The sequence below is a fragment of the Pantoea sp. X-Soil-TKNS-1207 genome, from assembly GCF_059730485.1.
On sequence record NZ_AP035959.1, the window covers coordinates 58,966 to 72,912 of the forward strand.

General features: G+C 56.5%; 18 protein-coding genes. 8 read left to right on the plus strand and 10 right to left on the minus strand.

What is annotated here, in order from left to right; all coding sequences use genetic code 11:
- Positions 1 to 60: 60 nt before the first annotated feature.
- Entirely contained in the window at positions 61 to 1,137 is a 1,077-nt protein-coding gene (locus AC6I8V_RS20420) for a diguanylate cyclase (RefSeq protein WP_497846294.1), read from the plus strand.
- A 2-nt stretch (positions 1,138 to 1,139) separates the two neighbouring features.
- Here the strand turns inward: AC6I8V_RS20420 and AC6I8V_RS20425 are convergent, their stop codons facing one another.
- The 3 genes from AC6I8V_RS20425 to AC6I8V_RS20435 all read right to left on the minus strand — a co-directional run bounded on the left by AC6I8V_RS20425 (position 1,140) and on the right by AC6I8V_RS20435 (position 3,375).
- Complete coding sequence (locus AC6I8V_RS20425; RefSeq protein WP_497846295.1) at positions 1,140 to 1,601, minus strand: OsmC family protein; 462 nt, start codon at positions 1,599 to 1,601, stop codon at positions 1,140 to 1,142.
- Positions 1,602 to 2,056: 455 nt separating this feature from the next.
- The gene (locus AC6I8V_RS20430) at positions 2,057 to 2,221 is read right to left on the minus strand and encodes a con-10 family general stress protein (protein ID WP_497846296.1); all 165 of its coding nucleotides are present in this window, start codon (positions 2,219 to 2,221) and stop codon (positions 2,057 to 2,059) included.
- 239 nt (positions 2,222 to 2,460) lie between these two features.
- Complete coding sequence (locus tag AC6I8V_RS20435) at positions 2,461 to 3,375, minus strand: LysR substrate-binding domain-containing protein (RefSeq protein ID WP_497846297.1); 915 nt, start codon at positions 3,373 to 3,375, stop codon at positions 2,461 to 2,463.
- 111 nt (positions 3,376 to 3,486) lie between these two features.
- On the opposite strand from AC6I8V_RS20435, the gene AC6I8V_RS20440 reads away from it, so the two are divergent.
- On the plus strand, positions 3,487 to 4,107 hold the full coding sequence (locus tag AC6I8V_RS20440) for a LysE family translocator (RefSeq protein WP_497846298.1): 621 nt from the start codon (positions 3,487 to 3,489) through the stop codon (positions 4,105 to 4,107).
- Here AC6I8V_RS20440 and AC6I8V_RS20445 read toward each other — a convergent pair.
- Both AC6I8V_RS20445 and hpxD read right to left on the minus strand, forming a co-directional pair.
- Entirely contained in the window at positions 4,104 to 5,072 is a 969-nt protein-coding gene (locus tag AC6I8V_RS20445) for a PDR/VanB family oxidoreductase (protein WP_497846570.1), read from the minus strand. The genes AC6I8V_RS20440 and AC6I8V_RS20445 overlap by 4 nt on opposite strands.
- Positions 5,073 to 5,082: 10 nt before the next feature.
- On the minus strand, positions 5,083 to 6,114 hold the full coding sequence (gene hpxD / locus AC6I8V_RS20450; RefSeq protein WP_497846300.1) for a molybdenum cofactor-independent xanthine hydroxylase subunit HpxD: 1,032 nt from the start codon (positions 6,112 to 6,114) through the stop codon (positions 5,083 to 5,085).
- Positions 6,115 to 6,242: 128 nt separating this feature from the next.
- Between hpxD and AC6I8V_RS20455 the strand changes: the two genes are divergently transcribed.
- Positions 6,243 to 7,157, plus strand: coding sequence for a LysR family transcriptional regulator (locus AC6I8V_RS20455; protein WP_497846301.1), 915 nt, complete (start codon positions 6,243 to 6,245; stop codon positions 7,155 to 7,157).
- 121 nt (positions 7,158 to 7,278) lie between these two features.
- On the opposite strand, the gene AC6I8V_RS20460 is transcribed toward AC6I8V_RS20455, so the two are convergent.
- The 5 genes from AC6I8V_RS20460 to AC6I8V_RS20480 all read right to left on the minus strand — a co-directional run bounded on the left by AC6I8V_RS20460 (position 7,279) and on the right by AC6I8V_RS20480 (position 9,876).
- Positions 7,279 to 7,683, minus strand: a complete 405-nt coding sequence (locus AC6I8V_RS20460; RefSeq protein ID WP_497846302.1) for a type II toxin-antitoxin system HicB family antitoxin — start codon at positions 7,681 to 7,683, stop codon at positions 7,279 to 7,281.
- A 101-nt stretch (positions 7,684 to 7,784) separates the two neighbouring features.
- Positions 7,785 to 7,961, minus strand: a complete 177-nt coding sequence (locus AC6I8V_RS20465) for a type II toxin-antitoxin system HicA family toxin (protein WP_497846303.1) — start codon at positions 7,959 to 7,961, stop codon at positions 7,785 to 7,787.
- A gap of 268 nt (positions 7,962 to 8,229) precedes the next feature.
- On the minus strand, positions 8,230 to 8,772 hold the full coding sequence (gene msrA / locus AC6I8V_RS20470; RefSeq protein ID WP_497846304.1) for a peptide-methionine (S)-S-oxide reductase MsrA: 543 nt from the start codon (positions 8,770 to 8,772) through the stop codon (positions 8,230 to 8,232).
- A 76-nt stretch (positions 8,773 to 8,848) separates the two neighbouring features.
- A complete protein-coding gene (map, locus tag AC6I8V_RS20475) occupies positions 8,849 to 9,634 on the minus strand; it encodes a type I methionyl aminopeptidase (protein ID WP_497846305.1) in 786 nt (261 codons plus the stop codon).
- Entirely contained in the window at positions 9,631 to 9,876 is a 246-nt protein-coding gene (locus tag AC6I8V_RS20480; protein ID WP_497846306.1) for a ParD-like family protein, read from the minus strand. Before AC6I8V_RS20480 ends, map begins: the two co-directional genes overlap by 4 nt.
- A gap of 405 nt (positions 9,877 to 10,281) precedes the next feature.
- On the opposite strand from AC6I8V_RS20480, the gene AC6I8V_RS20485 reads away from it, so the two are divergent.
- Genes AC6I8V_RS20485 through ureE form a run of 5 tightly spaced genes read left to right on the plus strand, consistent with a single transcriptional unit; the run spans position 10,282 to position 13,942 of the window.
- Positions 10,282 to 11,127 carry an urease accessory protein UreD gene (locus tag AC6I8V_RS20485; RefSeq protein ID WP_497846307.1) on the plus strand — a complete coding sequence of 282 codons (846 nt, stop codon included), beginning with the start codon at positions 10,282 to 10,284 and terminating at the stop codon, positions 11,125 to 11,127.
- Between the two features lie 13 nt (positions 11,128 to 11,140).
- Positions 11,141 to 11,443 carry an urease subunit gamma gene (locus AC6I8V_RS20490; RefSeq protein WP_497846308.1) on the plus strand — a complete coding sequence of 101 codons (303 nt, stop codon included), beginning with the start codon at positions 11,141 to 11,143 and terminating at the stop codon, positions 11,441 to 11,443.
- A gap of 10 nt (positions 11,444 to 11,453) precedes the next feature.
- Positions 11,454 to 11,765 carry an urease subunit beta gene (locus tag AC6I8V_RS20495; protein WP_497846309.1) on the plus strand — a complete coding sequence of 104 codons (312 nt, stop codon included), beginning with the start codon at positions 11,454 to 11,456 and terminating at the stop codon, positions 11,763 to 11,765.
- On the plus strand, positions 11,762 to 13,465 hold the full coding sequence (ureC, locus tag AC6I8V_RS20500) for an urease subunit alpha (protein ID WP_497846310.1): 1,704 nt from the start codon (positions 11,762 to 11,764) through the stop codon (positions 13,463 to 13,465). The genes AC6I8V_RS20495 and ureC overlap by 4 nt, the downstream gene beginning before the upstream one ends.
- Positions 13,466 to 13,474: 9 nt before the next feature.
- Positions 13,475 to 13,942, plus strand: coding sequence for an urease accessory protein UreE (ureE, locus tag AC6I8V_RS20505; protein ID WP_497846571.1), 468 nt, complete (start codon positions 13,475 to 13,477; stop codon positions 13,940 to 13,942).
- Positions 13,943 to 13,947: the final 5 nt, after the last annotated feature.

Consider the following 13,947-nt stretch of genomic DNA (forward strand, 5'->3'; position numbering starts at 1 on the left):
CTCCGCTTAACGCTTTTCCCGATAAACTGCATTTCTTGTCGATCTGAAATTTCCCCGTGAATGAATTACTACTCACCTGATGATAATCACCTGAAGCGGCGTTCCATGCGCTTCGTTCGTCGCATGTTCTTCATGCGCCAGCTCGGCACGGTCTTATGTTTCTTCCCGATTCTTTCCGTAATGATGGAGATGAATCGCAGCCTGGGCATCTGCGGTCTGCTGTTTGCCAACGCGTTTATATGGCCGTGGATGGCCTATCGTCTGGCGTTGCGCGCGGAAGACTCCACCACTTCTGAACGGCGCAATCTGACGCTCGATGCAGCTTTTGGCGGTATCTGGGTGGCGCTGATGGGATTCAACCCGATGCCTTCATTTATCATCATCGCGGTGCTGGCCTCGGACCGCTATGCCGCAGGCGGAGGCGCGCAGTTGATTGCCGCGATGCAGGCGTTTGTCTGCGCCTTTATGGCGGTGTGGTTGGTGGATGGTACCGGCCTGCATCTGAGCTTTAGCGCGCAAACCGCCTGGCTGACCTTGCCGCTGGCGACGGTGTATATGCTGGCGCTCAGCGTCGCCTCATATAACCTGACCTGGCAGCTACGCCAGCGTAACCGCGAGCTGGAACGTATTGCGCTGATGGATCCCGGATTAGAAATTCCCAACCGCCGCCTGTTCGAACGGCGGCTGGAGAGTGAGTTTCTCAGTACGCGCCGGGGCGACAGTTCGGGCTATTTGCTGCTGATAGACGTCGATAATTTTAAGGCGGTGAATGATACCTGGGGCCACGAAGCGGGCGATTTTTTGCTGGCGGAAATTTCGGCGCTGCTGCGTAACTATGTCGGCTTGCAGGATATTCCGGCGCGCTTTGGCGGGGATGAGCTGGGGGTGATTGTGCACCATGCCACCGATGAATCGGTGGTGGCGCTGGCGGAACGTCTGAAAGAGAAAATCGCTCAACTGCGTTTACCCGCCGCGGTTGACTACCGCTGTTCGGTAAGCATCGGTATCGCTCCGGCGGTCAGTGCGGAGTCGTTGCGCCACTGGCTGCGTCATGCGGATGAAGCCTTGTATACCGTAAAACGCGCCGGACGCAACGGGGTGCATCTGTGGCAACCCGCGCTGGCCGGCGCGGCGTAAATCTAGTCGAAGCGCGGCTCGCAGTTCACCGGAAAATTCAGGGAATTGGCGATGTAACAGGCTTGATGAGCCTGATGATGCAGTTCCCGCGCCCGGTCAGCATCTGCCGGGTTGCGCAAGGTAATATGCGGCTGTAGGGTGATGTGGGTAAAGTGGCCGCGCGCTCCCTCCACCATGGTGCCCTCAGCGGTATCTTCATACCCTTCAATGATAATCCCGGCATCGGCGCACAGATGCAGATACCACAACTTATGGCAGGCTGAGGCCGCCGCCAGCAGCAATTCCTCAGGGTTCCAGCGTGCCGCATCACCGCGAAACGCCGGGTCGGCGCTGAGCGGCATGGTGGGTTTGCCATTCGCCAGCAGCTCGCCGTTGCGGTCATAGGCGGTATAGCTGGCGGTGCCGTCACCGCGATTGCCGGTCCAGCGTACTGTTACCTGATAATGGTGTTCCCGTGCTGCCATGGTTGCTGCTCCTTTTCATGAGAGAAAAATGCCACAGCAGAATATCACGGGATGGTGCGATCGGCGTGTCAGAGCGGTTTTTATGCTCCGCAGGCAGGCTTTCCGACGTCAGAAACGTTGTATAAATCCGCCGAAAATTGCTCAACGCCATTCGCCGTCGGCAAAAGCCTGGTCGGCGTGGCAGTGGCATCAAAGATGCCGGAAATTACGATTTTTTATTATGTTAGTCGATTCTGTCATTCGTTGTTGTTTAGAAAATAAATTAAACTTCCGCTCATTTAATTTGTACAAAATAAATATCCTTGTACAAATATAATCTCTTTCTTGTATAAGATGGTGTCTGAATAACCTGGTGTCTGAGGTAAATATATCCCTTCCCGGCTTCACGCAGGGTGATTTCCAGGCGAGAGTTTTCCCTAAAGGCGAAATAAATTTGGAGTATTCAGGTGCGTTCTTTATTTGCGGCGGCTGATTTTTCCTCCTTTTCGACCGGCTTCGATAGCACGCTCCGGGTCGTTTCGGAAGTTCCCCCCGCTCATCTGACCACCCTTGCGACCCGCTTCTGCCGCGCGTTGCTTGTCTTCTGCAAAGTTTCCAGACCCACCACGACGTTCCGCCATTTTTTATTCCTCATTGATGTGTTTTGCCATTAACAGGATCTGCTTCCGCAATCATCAGAAAGCTAGAGTAACTGTAGCGGCGATCTTAATTAAGGCAATCCAGGAATAATCCTAAGTTTGCAATTTTGTCGGTTGGGTTGGATTGCGGAATCAATTAATTGTTGGCTGGTTAAATCATCTTAAAATAATTTCACCAGCATCCGCTTTATCTTCCAGCCAGCCTGGCGTTCCCGGCGAGGTTATTCGTTTATCGCCACGGGTTGAATGCCTTCCGGCAGCGCGGCGGGTGCATGATCTTTCAGCCAGCGATATAACGCGCGGGTGTGATCAGTCCGAACTGACGCGCGCGGCCAGACGAAGTAGTAACCGTCGCCAGTCGCCAGCGCCTGAGAAAATGGCAACGTCAGCAGCCCGTCGCGCAGCGTATCCTGGCTGAGCAGCAGATCGCCCACTGAGATGCCGTGACCGCTGATGGCCGCCATATTGCCCTGTTCCAGCGTGTCGAACACTTTGCCCTGCCAGATATTGGGGGCAGGCGTATGGCCGCTGGCCTGTAGCCAGCGTCGCCAGTCACGGCGATCGGGAGTGGGATGGATCAACTCGCAGCTTGCCAGGTTGTGCTGCGCCTGTTGCATAAGCGCTGGCGCGCAAAGTGGAATCAGCCACTCCTTAAACAGCAGGCGACTTTCCGTGGCCGGTCCAAACTGCCCGTTACCCAGCAAAATGGCGCAGTCGAAGGGTTCACGGCTGAAATCAACGCTATCGGTATCCATCCAGACGCTGGTGATGGCAACCTGTGAGGTTGAGTTTTTCTCACGATAAGCCTGCAATACATCCAGCAGCCAGCGCATGGTCAGCGTTGAGGGCGCCTTCAGCCGCAACGTGGTGTCGTGCTGACTGAACGCGGCACAGGCGCGTTCGAGGCAGTCAAAACCCTCCTGCAACTGCGTTGCCAGCACGCTGCCCGCCGCCGTAACCTCTACTTTCGGTCCCTTGCGCAGAAAGAGTTCGCAGCCAAACAGCGTCTCCAGCGTGCGGATATGGCGGCTGATGGCGCCTGGCGTGACATGCAGCGCCGCGGCTGCCTGACTAAAGGAACCGAGTTGCGCCGCGCAGGCAAAGGCGCGCAGGGCGTAGAGCGGAGGCAGCGACATCGCAATTTTCCATATTGAGTAAAACTCACATTCAACGGCAGTTTTATCCGTTTTTCAACTGCGAAATGCCGGGCAATACTGACCCTCCGTTTGTTGTCTGAAGAAGTGATCATGAACCTGCCTTTATTGTGTACCTACATGTTATCCATCCTGATGTTGCTGGCCACGCCGGGGCCGGTGGTGGCGCTGGTGACCGGCACCGCAGCGCGCCACGGCACGCGGCGTGCCTTTGCCACCGTGGTTGGCACCCACGGCGCGTCGCTGGTCCTGATTGCGCTGGCGGCGCTGATGCTGGTTGGGCTGGTGTCGATCAATACCCTGAGTCTGCGCCTGGCCGCGCTGGCCGGATCGTTTTATATTGGCTATGACGCATGGCGCGGCTTGCGTGCGCCACCGGCGCTGCGGGTGCAGCAGATGCATCGGGAGATGGTGCAGGGCGGGTTATGGCAGGGATTTCTGATTGGCGTGTCGAATCCAAAAGATATTCTGTTTTTCGCTGCGCTGTTTCCGCAGTTTATCGCCGTCACCCCCCATTTCAGCACCAGCCTGGTAACGCTGGCGCTGATCTGGATGTTGTTCGATTTCAGCGTGATGGCCTGCTATATCCTCGCGGTGCGGCGCTGGCTGCCCGGCTCGCAGCAGCGTCGGCTGGAAGTCGCGTCCCTGTGCTTCCTGCTGCTGATTGCCGTTGCGGGCGTGGGCTACAACGGCTGGGAAATCCTCGCCCTTTAGAGATCGATCACCAGGTTACGCGACAAACTGCGCGAGCAGCACAGGGCGATATATTGTTCGGGTGCGCATTTCTCAGCATCCGATTGCACGGTATCGCGATGGTCGATTTCTCCCTCGGTGACGCGCGTCAGACAGGCGCCGCACATCCCCATCTCGCAGGAGAGCGGCACATCGACGCCGTTTTCCAGCAGCACGGTGGCGATGGTCTGCCCCGGTGGCACCGGCCATTGCTGCCCGCTCGACGCGAGGGTGACGGTAAAACTCTCGCCATTATCGTTGGCCGTGCTGGCGGCCAGCGGTTTAAAGGCTTCGGTGTGGATATTCTCCGCCTGCCAGCCGTGGCGGGCGGCGGCCTCACGCATATGGCTCATAAAGCCTTCCGGGCCGCAGAGATAAAGATGGGTATCCGCTGCCGGGTCCAGCAGTTCCGCCGGCGCATGGCTGCGCGGGCTGCGGCCTTCGCTGCTGTGCCAGATTTCACAAAAACCATGCGCGAACGATTTCGATAATTCCGGCAAAAAGGCTTCATCGCCGCGCTGTTTCACGTAGTAATGCAGCACGAAGGGGATGCCCGCCGCTTCCAGCGCTTCAGCCATTGCGTACAGCGGCGTAATGCCGATACCGGCCGCCATCAGAATCACTTTCCCGGCGGGGATCAGTGGGAACAGATTGCGTGGCGGCGAGATGTTGATCACCTGGCCAGGACGCAACACATCGTGGACGTAGCGCGATCCGCCACGGGATTGTTTATCGCGTGCAATGCAGATCTGATAATGATGTCGGTTGTCGCGCTGGCCGGTGAGTGAATATTGTCGCACCAGCCCATCGCGAAAATGGACGTCGATATGCGCGCCCGGCTGCCACTCCGGCAGCGGCTGACCATTCTCCGCCACCAGGTTGATCCCCAGATTATGTCGTCCCTGACGATAGATACCGTCCACCACGACCTGTAAAACTGTGCTCATCATCGCCTCCTTACACCAGGAAAAACTCACCGAAGCCCATACGTTTCAGGCCGCGGCGATAGGCGATCGAGCTGCGATCGGCCGGGATATGCGCTTCCAGCGTCAGGTCGAGCGGCAGACGCTCCGGCATTTGGGTTTCCACCATCAGCCGGTCTTCCTCAAACACCCGTGCGTTAAACGCGTGTACCTCTTCCACTGGAATATGCAGGTCAAAGTTGCGCGCAATCGGCGCGAACATCCGGGTTTTCCGCGCCGAAACCGGCGATGCGGCGTTCATAATCACCAGCCGTGCTTCGCCGGGAAAATGAATGGTCAGCGTCGCGGTGAAGGGCAGGTGCATCTCAAAATGGCGCAGCCATGCAAAGCCTTCCGGTGCCTGCTGTTCGCTATCGGCGGCGAAGTTGCTTACTGAACTCCAGTAATCAACCGCGAATCCGTAGGCGGTTTCGGTCGGATTGTACGGCGGCACCGTCTGGTTGTTGGGATCGGCGAAGGTTGCGGTGTGGACCCAGGCAAAGTGCGCCACGTCGAGAAAGCCTTCCACCTGACGACCGGCGAAGCCATTAACATCAAATCCCGGACAGTTAATCTGCTGGAATCCGGCATCGTCCCAGTGCGGCATTACCGGCAGCGACGCCGGGTTGTCGGCATCCGGGGCGATGCAAACCCAAATCAGACCGTAGCGTTCTTCCACCTGATAGCTGATCAGATTGAGTTTGCCGGGAATGGGCTGGCCGGGGCTGGACGGGATGCGGTTGCAGCGTCCGCCTTCGCCAAAGCGCAGGCCGTGATAGGGGCACACCACGCCTTCTTCATCGTGAAAGCCCAGCGTCAGCGGTACGCCGCGATGCGGACACACATCACGCGCCACCACCACCTGGCCTTTGATGCGATACACCACCAGTTGTTCGTCCAGCAGCACCGCTTTGGCGGGGGCGCCCGTGATGTCACAGGAGCGCGCAACCGGGTGCCACTGGCGTGCCAGGCGCAGCCAGTCATCAGGTTCGAAAGTACAGTGGGCGGGGGGTGTGATGGTGTTCATAGCGATGTCCTGTCGGTTGCTCACAGTAAAAGACTTCATTTTTGTCAGGACATTGTTAATAATTACGCCTGTACAAATCCATCAGCATTAATTCACTTATCTGTTGCAAAAATTAGTACAGGTGAAGCATGAGTCCATTTTCCCGTTTCTCCATTTACTTTGCCGAAGTGGCGCGCAGCGGCAGCCTGCGTAAAGCGGCGGAGAAGTTACATGTGTCGGCATCTGCCATTAACCGCCAGATTTTGCAGGCCGAAGAGAGTTTTGGTACGCCATTGTTCGAACGTCTGCCGGATGGCCTGCGTATGACCACTGCCGGGGAGTTGTTATATGACGATGTGATGCGCTGGCAGCGCGAGTTTCGCGTTACCCGCCAGCGTTTTGATGATATTCAGGGGCTGAAGCGCGGCAATGTCAGCGCTGGCCTGGTGCAGTCGCTGACCAAAGGCAAAGTGGCAGACGCGCTGGCAGCCATCGCGCAGGAACATCAGTGGCTGCGGCTGGAGCTGACGGTTGACAACAGCCATGCCATCAGCCAGTTGATTCGCCAGTCGGAAATTGATTTTGGCCTGATCCTCGATCCCGCCGGGCAAAGCGGGCTGGACGTGCTGGCCTTCGCCGAGCTGGAGATGGGCGTGGTGTTGCCGCCGCAACACGCGCTGAGCGGGCGGGCATCATTATCGCTGAGCGAGTTGAGCGGCGAGCGGCATATCGTTCCCGGCGAATCACTGGTGGTGCATGAACGTGTTGCCGCGCTGTATCGCAAGCAGGGGCTGGCACCGGATAACGTCATCGCCTGTAACGATATCCGTCTGATCCGCAGCCTGATCGCCCAGGGCACAGGCATTGCGGTATTGAGCCTGCTGGATGTATCCAGCGAAGTGGAGGAAAAGCAGTTGAGTTTTGTACCACTGAAAAACAGCGTGCTGCGGCCGCTGACGCTGGCGTTGTGCACCGCACCGTCGCGCCAGCTGTCACGCGCCGCGCAGCGGGTGATTCAGCGTATTACTGAAGTGATTGAAGAGATGACGCCGCAGCACAGCTGAGCGGCGGCGTCAGACGATCAGGTCATAAAGAGCAGGAGCTTCGCTGCCTGTTAACCACGGGTTTGCCATCACAGATAAAAAAGCCCGCTGACAGCGGGCTTACGGCGTTTATTACAAGTGATTATGCTTTAGCTAATTCACGTCGGGCCAAATCAGCTAAAAATCCACTTCTTGAAGAAAACTCTTTGTGTGTTTCAACAAAGGTATCAATGCGTACGAGCAGATTTTGCGGCAGCGTGATGTTCAGTTTTACTGCCTTGCCGTCATATTTGTTTATGTCGATATCAACGTAAGCCCAGATGCCATTCTGGCAATCTTCATCGTCAATATGGGCTGATATGTCTTTTGCTTCGGCCAGCGGTTTTCCTTTGTCAGCCAAAGACTCAAGATGAGCATCGATCGCTTCGGTAGCATCAACGATAGCACTGTCTATCGTATCACCGGCGAAGATGCAGCCAATGATATCTGGCACAAAACCAGAATATCCGCCTGAATCAGCCTTGTGTAAATAGACTGGGAATCTCATGTTTGACCTCTTTTTCCATGACTTATGGGTGTTGAACAAACTTCTGAGAAATTGATGACAGTTCGTTATGCAGGAAGGGTAATCAACCCTTCCTTTTATTATTAGTCTATCAACTTCAATAACTTATTTAGCGTACCCGTTGCTAAATCTTTTTCAGGATGAGGAACCGTAATGTGATAATCCTTATCTGCCCTCACAAAAACATGATGGCTTCCTTTAACCCGGTCTAAGTACCATCCTCGTTCCTTCAGGAGCTTGATAAATTCTCTGCTGCTCAACAACACCTCCTTTTGTCATCGACAGATGAAGAATTATACCCACCATAACCACCCGGTGCAATTTTTAGTGGTTATAGTGGGTATTTGGTAAAGTTTATCGCGCGGGGCAATAAACTGTAATCCATTGAATTTATAGGGGTGAAATTTGAATGCTTAGAAGGGCAATTGAGAGAAGGGGGATCAAACTTACTTTAAATTTTTGATGCTATTAACATTCGACGCCAGAAAAAATCAGGGTGCAAACCGGCTAACACCCTGATTCAATGGGTTATATGGAATTTTCTTTTGCCTGTTTCGGAAACTTACTACGCAGTTTCTGCAACTTAGCCGGGATGTTCATCATACAGAAGGCGTTTTCCTGACCTTCTTTTTCCCAGAAGTTCTGATGATAATCTTCCGCCGGATACCATTCGCTAAGCGGTTCCAGCTGGGTGATCAGCGGTTTGCCCAACTCGGCTTCAGCACGAACGATACCCTGTTCCGCCGCGACGCGTTGCGCTTCGGAGGTGGGGAACAGCGCGGAACGGTAGCGTGAACGTTCCACGCCATCTTTGATATTCGGCTGGCTGGGATCGTGGGTGGCAAAGTGGATATCCAGCAAATCGTCATAGCTGACCACGTCAGCATCAAACAGGATTCTGACCGCTTCGGCATGGCCGGTGGTGTCGCTGTAAACCTGATCATAGGTTGGTGAGGCGACATGACCGCCGATATACCCACTTTCTACTGAGATAACGCCATCGATGGATTGAAAAATCGCTTCGGTACACCAGAAACATCCACCGGCAAAAATCGCGCTTTCGCTTTTCACGTTAACTTCCTGACCCTGAAATAGATGATGGCGCTAACATACATGGCTATGATGGAAAGCGCCATTCCCGGCCATGTCAGATGGCTTCATATTCGCCAGTGCCTTCCGGCCACGGCGTCAGCAAATCAAACCCGGTTTCGGTGACTGCCACGGTGTGTTCCCACTGGGCCGACAGCGAACGATCTTTGGTGACAACCGTCCAGCCGTCAGAGAGCACGCTGGTTCCGGCTTTACCCGCATTGATCATCGGTTCGATAGTAAAAATCATGCCCGCTTCCAGCGGCAGACCGGTGCCCGGCGTACCGTAATGCAGAATTTGCGGATTATCATGGTAAACCTGACCAACGCCGTGACCGCAATATTCGCGCACCACTGAAAATCCGGCTTTCTCCGCGACCTGCTGGATCGCCGCGCCGATATCGCCCAGCGTTGCCCCCGGCTTCACCACGCGAATGCCCGCCACCATCGACTGATAGGTGATCTCCACCAGACGCTTGGCGCGCACTGACGGCGCGCCGACAAAGTACATACGGCTGGTGTCGCCGTACCAGCCATCTTTGATAATCGCCACGTCAATATTAACGATATCGCCCTCTTTGAGCTTTTTATCACCGGGAATGCCGTGGCACACCACATGGTTGATTGAGGTGCAGACGGTGCGTGAATAGCCGTGATAGCCGATATTGGCCGGAATCACCTTCAGTTCGTTGACGATGTAATCGTGGCAAATACGATCCAGCTCGTCAGTGGTGACACCCGGTTTGACAAAGGGAGTGATGATTTCCAGCACTTTGGCGGCGTCATGGCCAGCCGCACGCGCCAGCTCGATTTCCTGTGGTGAGTGCAGTTTGATATTGCTCATTGCGCGGTTCCCTGCGGAGTCAGTAAAGAGGTGTTAAGCAGCTTAGCCAGATCGGCTCCGCCATCAATTTCAACGCGCATCAGTAAACGCGTCAGCTCCTGATGGCTGAGTTGAGGATAAAGTTCGGCCAGCATACCGATTTTCATCCAGTGTTCCGCCTGGGCATTGATCGAACGACTCAGCGCGGTGCTCGCCACGCGCAGGTTTTCATGCATCAGATCAGAGATTTTTACGATACCCATGATAGGACCTATATGAAACGTATATGTTTTGTATATAGGCTACGCCGGGTTGGATGATTTTTAAAGGGAAATTTTAAGGACATGCCCGACAGACATATTGCTGACTCGCTGCGCTTACCTGCGACGATGTGCTGTTGTTGCCTGGTGCGCATGAATGCGCACCCTACCACCAGGCATCTGTAGGGTCGCCATTTATGGCGACCACCCCCACCACCCTGCGGAATTTCTGAAAAGTGGCCCTGTAGCGGGCTGAAATTCTTTAGGTCATTGAAAAGCTGGCTCAGCAAGGTATGACTATCATTAACGGTGGCCGGGTCACCGGTAACGATTTTCTGCGTCCGCGGGTGTCGCAGCTGCAAACGTTCTGGCAGGACAATAGAACCTTACAACACCGGCGATAAAGCAATGACACAACAAGCAGTCCCTTACGGCATTGCGCAGGGGAGAACGGACGCGGGTGGAGGATGGCAGGCCAGCCTGTCGCTGCACCTTATCAGCGGCGCGGTGAGAACCGTGGTCAGCCGCCAGCAGCATCAGGGGCCGCTTCGCCTGCAACGCCCCTTCTACCCGGAAGGAAAAACCTGCCATCTGTATATTCTTCATCCGCCGGGCGGAGTCGTCGGCGGGGATGCGCTGGAGATCGAGGTAAAACTGGGCGCCGCTGCGCAGGCGCTGATTACCATGCCGGGGGCCACCAAAGTCTATCGCTCGGCGGGAGCGACGGCGTCGATCGCGCAGCGTATTGATCTGCAAAGCGGGGCGGCGATGGAGTGGCTGCCGCCTGGCACGCTGCTTTTCCCCGGCGCCGAGGCACGGACCCATAGCGAATTTCACCTTGCGGGCGATTCCCGGCTGATCGCCTGGGAAAGCTATTGTTTTGGTCGCCCGGTCATGCAGGAGGCATTCGACAGTGGACACGCCGTCAGCCGCTTGCAGGTGTGGCGGGAAGATACCCTGCTGCTGAATGAGACGCTGCGCGTTGAGGGCGGGCTGGCAACCCTCGCTGGCTATCCTTATCACAGCACCATGCTGCTCTATCCCGCCAGCGAGAGCCTGCTGGAGACGGTGCGTGCGCATCTGGCGACGCGGCAGCATCCGGCCGGAGCCAGCCTGCTGGGCGAACTCATGGTTATCCGTCTGCTGGACCGTAGCAACCTGACGCTGGAAGCAGACCTGCATCAACTGTGGCGCCTGGCCCGACCGAGTGTCATCGGGCGGGACGCCGTAAATCCCCGAATCTGGTCAACCTGAACATGGAGACGGTATGGAGCTGACACCGCGAGAGAAAGACAAACTGTTGTTATTTACCGCTGCGCTGGTGGCGGAGCGCAGGCTGGCGCGTGGCCTGAAGCTAAATTATCCCGAGTCGGTGGCGTTGATCAGCGCGGCGATTATGGAAGGCGCGCGCGATGGCCGGACGGTAGCGGAATTGATGGAAGAGGGGCGTCATGTGCTGACGCGCGAGCAGGTTATGGAAGGCGTGCCGGAAATGATCAGCGATGTGCAGGTGGAAGCGACATTCCCGGACGGGACCAAGCTGGTTACCGTCCACCATCCGATTATCTGAGGAAAACACCATGATCCCTGGTGAAATCAAGGTGGCCGACGGCGATATCGAGCTGAATGCCGGTCGTACGGCCATTATCGTGACGGTCGAGAACCACGGCGACCGGCCGGTGCAGGTTGGTTCCCATTACCATTTTTATGAGGTGAACCCGGCGCTGGTGTTTGATCGTGAAAAAACCCGTGGCCATCGGCTGGATATCGCCGCAGGCACGGCGGTGCGTTTTGAACCGGGCCAGGCGCGCGAAGTGGCCCTGATCCCGGTGGCGGGCAAGCGGGTTATCTACGGCTTTCGGGGCGAGATTCAGGGGGCGCTGGATCAATGAGCAAAATCAACCGACAGGCTTATGCCGAGATGTTCGGGCCGACGACCGGCGACCGGGTGCGTCTGGCCGATACGGCGTTATGGATCGAAGTTGAACAGGATTACACCCTGTACGGCGAAGAAGTGAAGTTTGGCGGCGGCAAGGTGATCCGTGATGGTATGGGCCAGGGGCAAATGCCGGACACGGAATCGATGGATCTGGTGCTGACCAATGCGCTGATTGTCGATCACTGGGGCATCGTCAAGGCGGACATCGGTATCAAACACGGACGCATCGCGTTGATCGGCAAAGCCGGGAACCCGGATATTCAGCCCGGCGTCACTATACCGATTGGGGCAGGCACCGAAATCATCGCGGCGGAAGGGAAGATTGTGACGGCGGGCGGTATCGATGCGCATATCCATTTTATCTGCCCACAGCAGGCGATTGAGGCGCTCACCTCGGGCGTGACCACCATGATTGGCGGCGGCACCGGCCCGGCCACCGGCACCAACGCGACCACCTGCACGCCGGGGCGCTGGAACATCAGCCGGATGTTACAGGCGGCAGACAGCCTGCCGGTCAACATTGGTCTGCTCGGCAAGGGCAACACCTCCAGCCATGAAGCCATTCGTGAACAGGTCGATGCCGGCGTAATTGGTCTGAAGCTGCATGAGGACTGGGGTTCAACCCCCGCCGCCATCGACTGTTGTTTGCAGGTGGCCGAAGAGGAGGATGTGCAGGTCGCGATCCATACCGACACCCTCAACGAGGCGGGTTTTGTCGAAGACACGCTGAAGGCGATTGGCGATCGCACCATCCACACCTTCCACACCGAAGGTGCCGGCGGCGGCCACGCGCCCGATATCATCCGCGCCTGCGCCTTCCCGAATATTCTGCCGTCATCCACCAATCCCACCTTGCCCTACACCATCAACACCGTCGATGAACACCTCGATATGCTGATGGTCTGCCATCACCTTGATGCCGGCATTGCTGAGGATATCGCGTTTGCTGAGTCGCGCATCCGCCGCGAAACCATCGCTGCCGAAGATATCCTGCACGATATCGGCGCGTTCTCGATGACCTCCTCAGATTCGCAGGCCATGGGGCGGGTAGGGGAAGTGATCATGCGTACCTGGCAGGTGGCGCACAAAATGAAGCTGCAACGCGGCGCGCTGCCGGATGACAACGCGGAGAAAGACAACTTTCGCGTCAAACGTTACATCGCCAAATACACCATCAATCCGGCCATCACCCACGGCATTGCGCACGAAGTGGGGTCGATTGAGCCAGGCAAACTGGCGGATCTGGTGCTGTGGAACCCGGCGTTTTTTGGCGTAAAACCGTCGCTGATCATTAAAGGCGGCATGATCGCCAGCGCGGCGATGGGTGATATCAACGCCTCAATCCCCACACCGCAGCCGGTGCATTACCGGCCGATGTTTGGCGCGCTGGGTGATGCCCGCCATGCCACGCGGATGACTTTTCTCTCCGGGCGCGCAGCTAAAAACGATGTAGCCAGCCAGCTGGGTTTAAAAAGCCTGATTGGCACCGCGCACGGCTGCCGTGACGTGCGTAAGTCAGACATGGTGCTGAACGATTTAACCCCGGATATTCAGGTGGATGCGCAGACCTATGAAGTGCGTGCGGACGGTCAGCTGCTGACCTGCGATCCGTTAAGCGAACTGCCGATGGCACAACGATATTTTCTGTTTTAAGGAGCAATGATGCAGTTTCTGACCCGTAAACTCACGTCGGCGGCCCCGGTGAACGCTACCGCCAGACTCGATTTTGATACCCGCCTGAAAAGCCGCGCCCGTATTCAGCTGGATGATGGCCGCGAGGTGGGACTGGCGCTGGAACGCGGCTCCATGTTGCGCGGCGGCGATATTCTCGCCGATGACAGCGGTGAGCTGGTGGTGCGAATTGAAGCGGCAGCCGAGCGGGTTTCGATTGGCCGCTGCGGCGATCCGCTAAAGCTGGCGGTTGCCTGCTATCACCTCGGGAACCGTCATGTTCCGCTGCAAATCGAAGCCGGACGCGTGGCCTATCTGCACGATCACGTACTGGACGACATGCTGATTGGTCTTGGGTTGATCGTTAACAGCGAGCAGGCCCCCTTCGAACCGGTCTCCGGCGCTTATGAAAACGGCGGCCATCACACCCATTCACACGGGCACCACCACCATCACTGATCGAG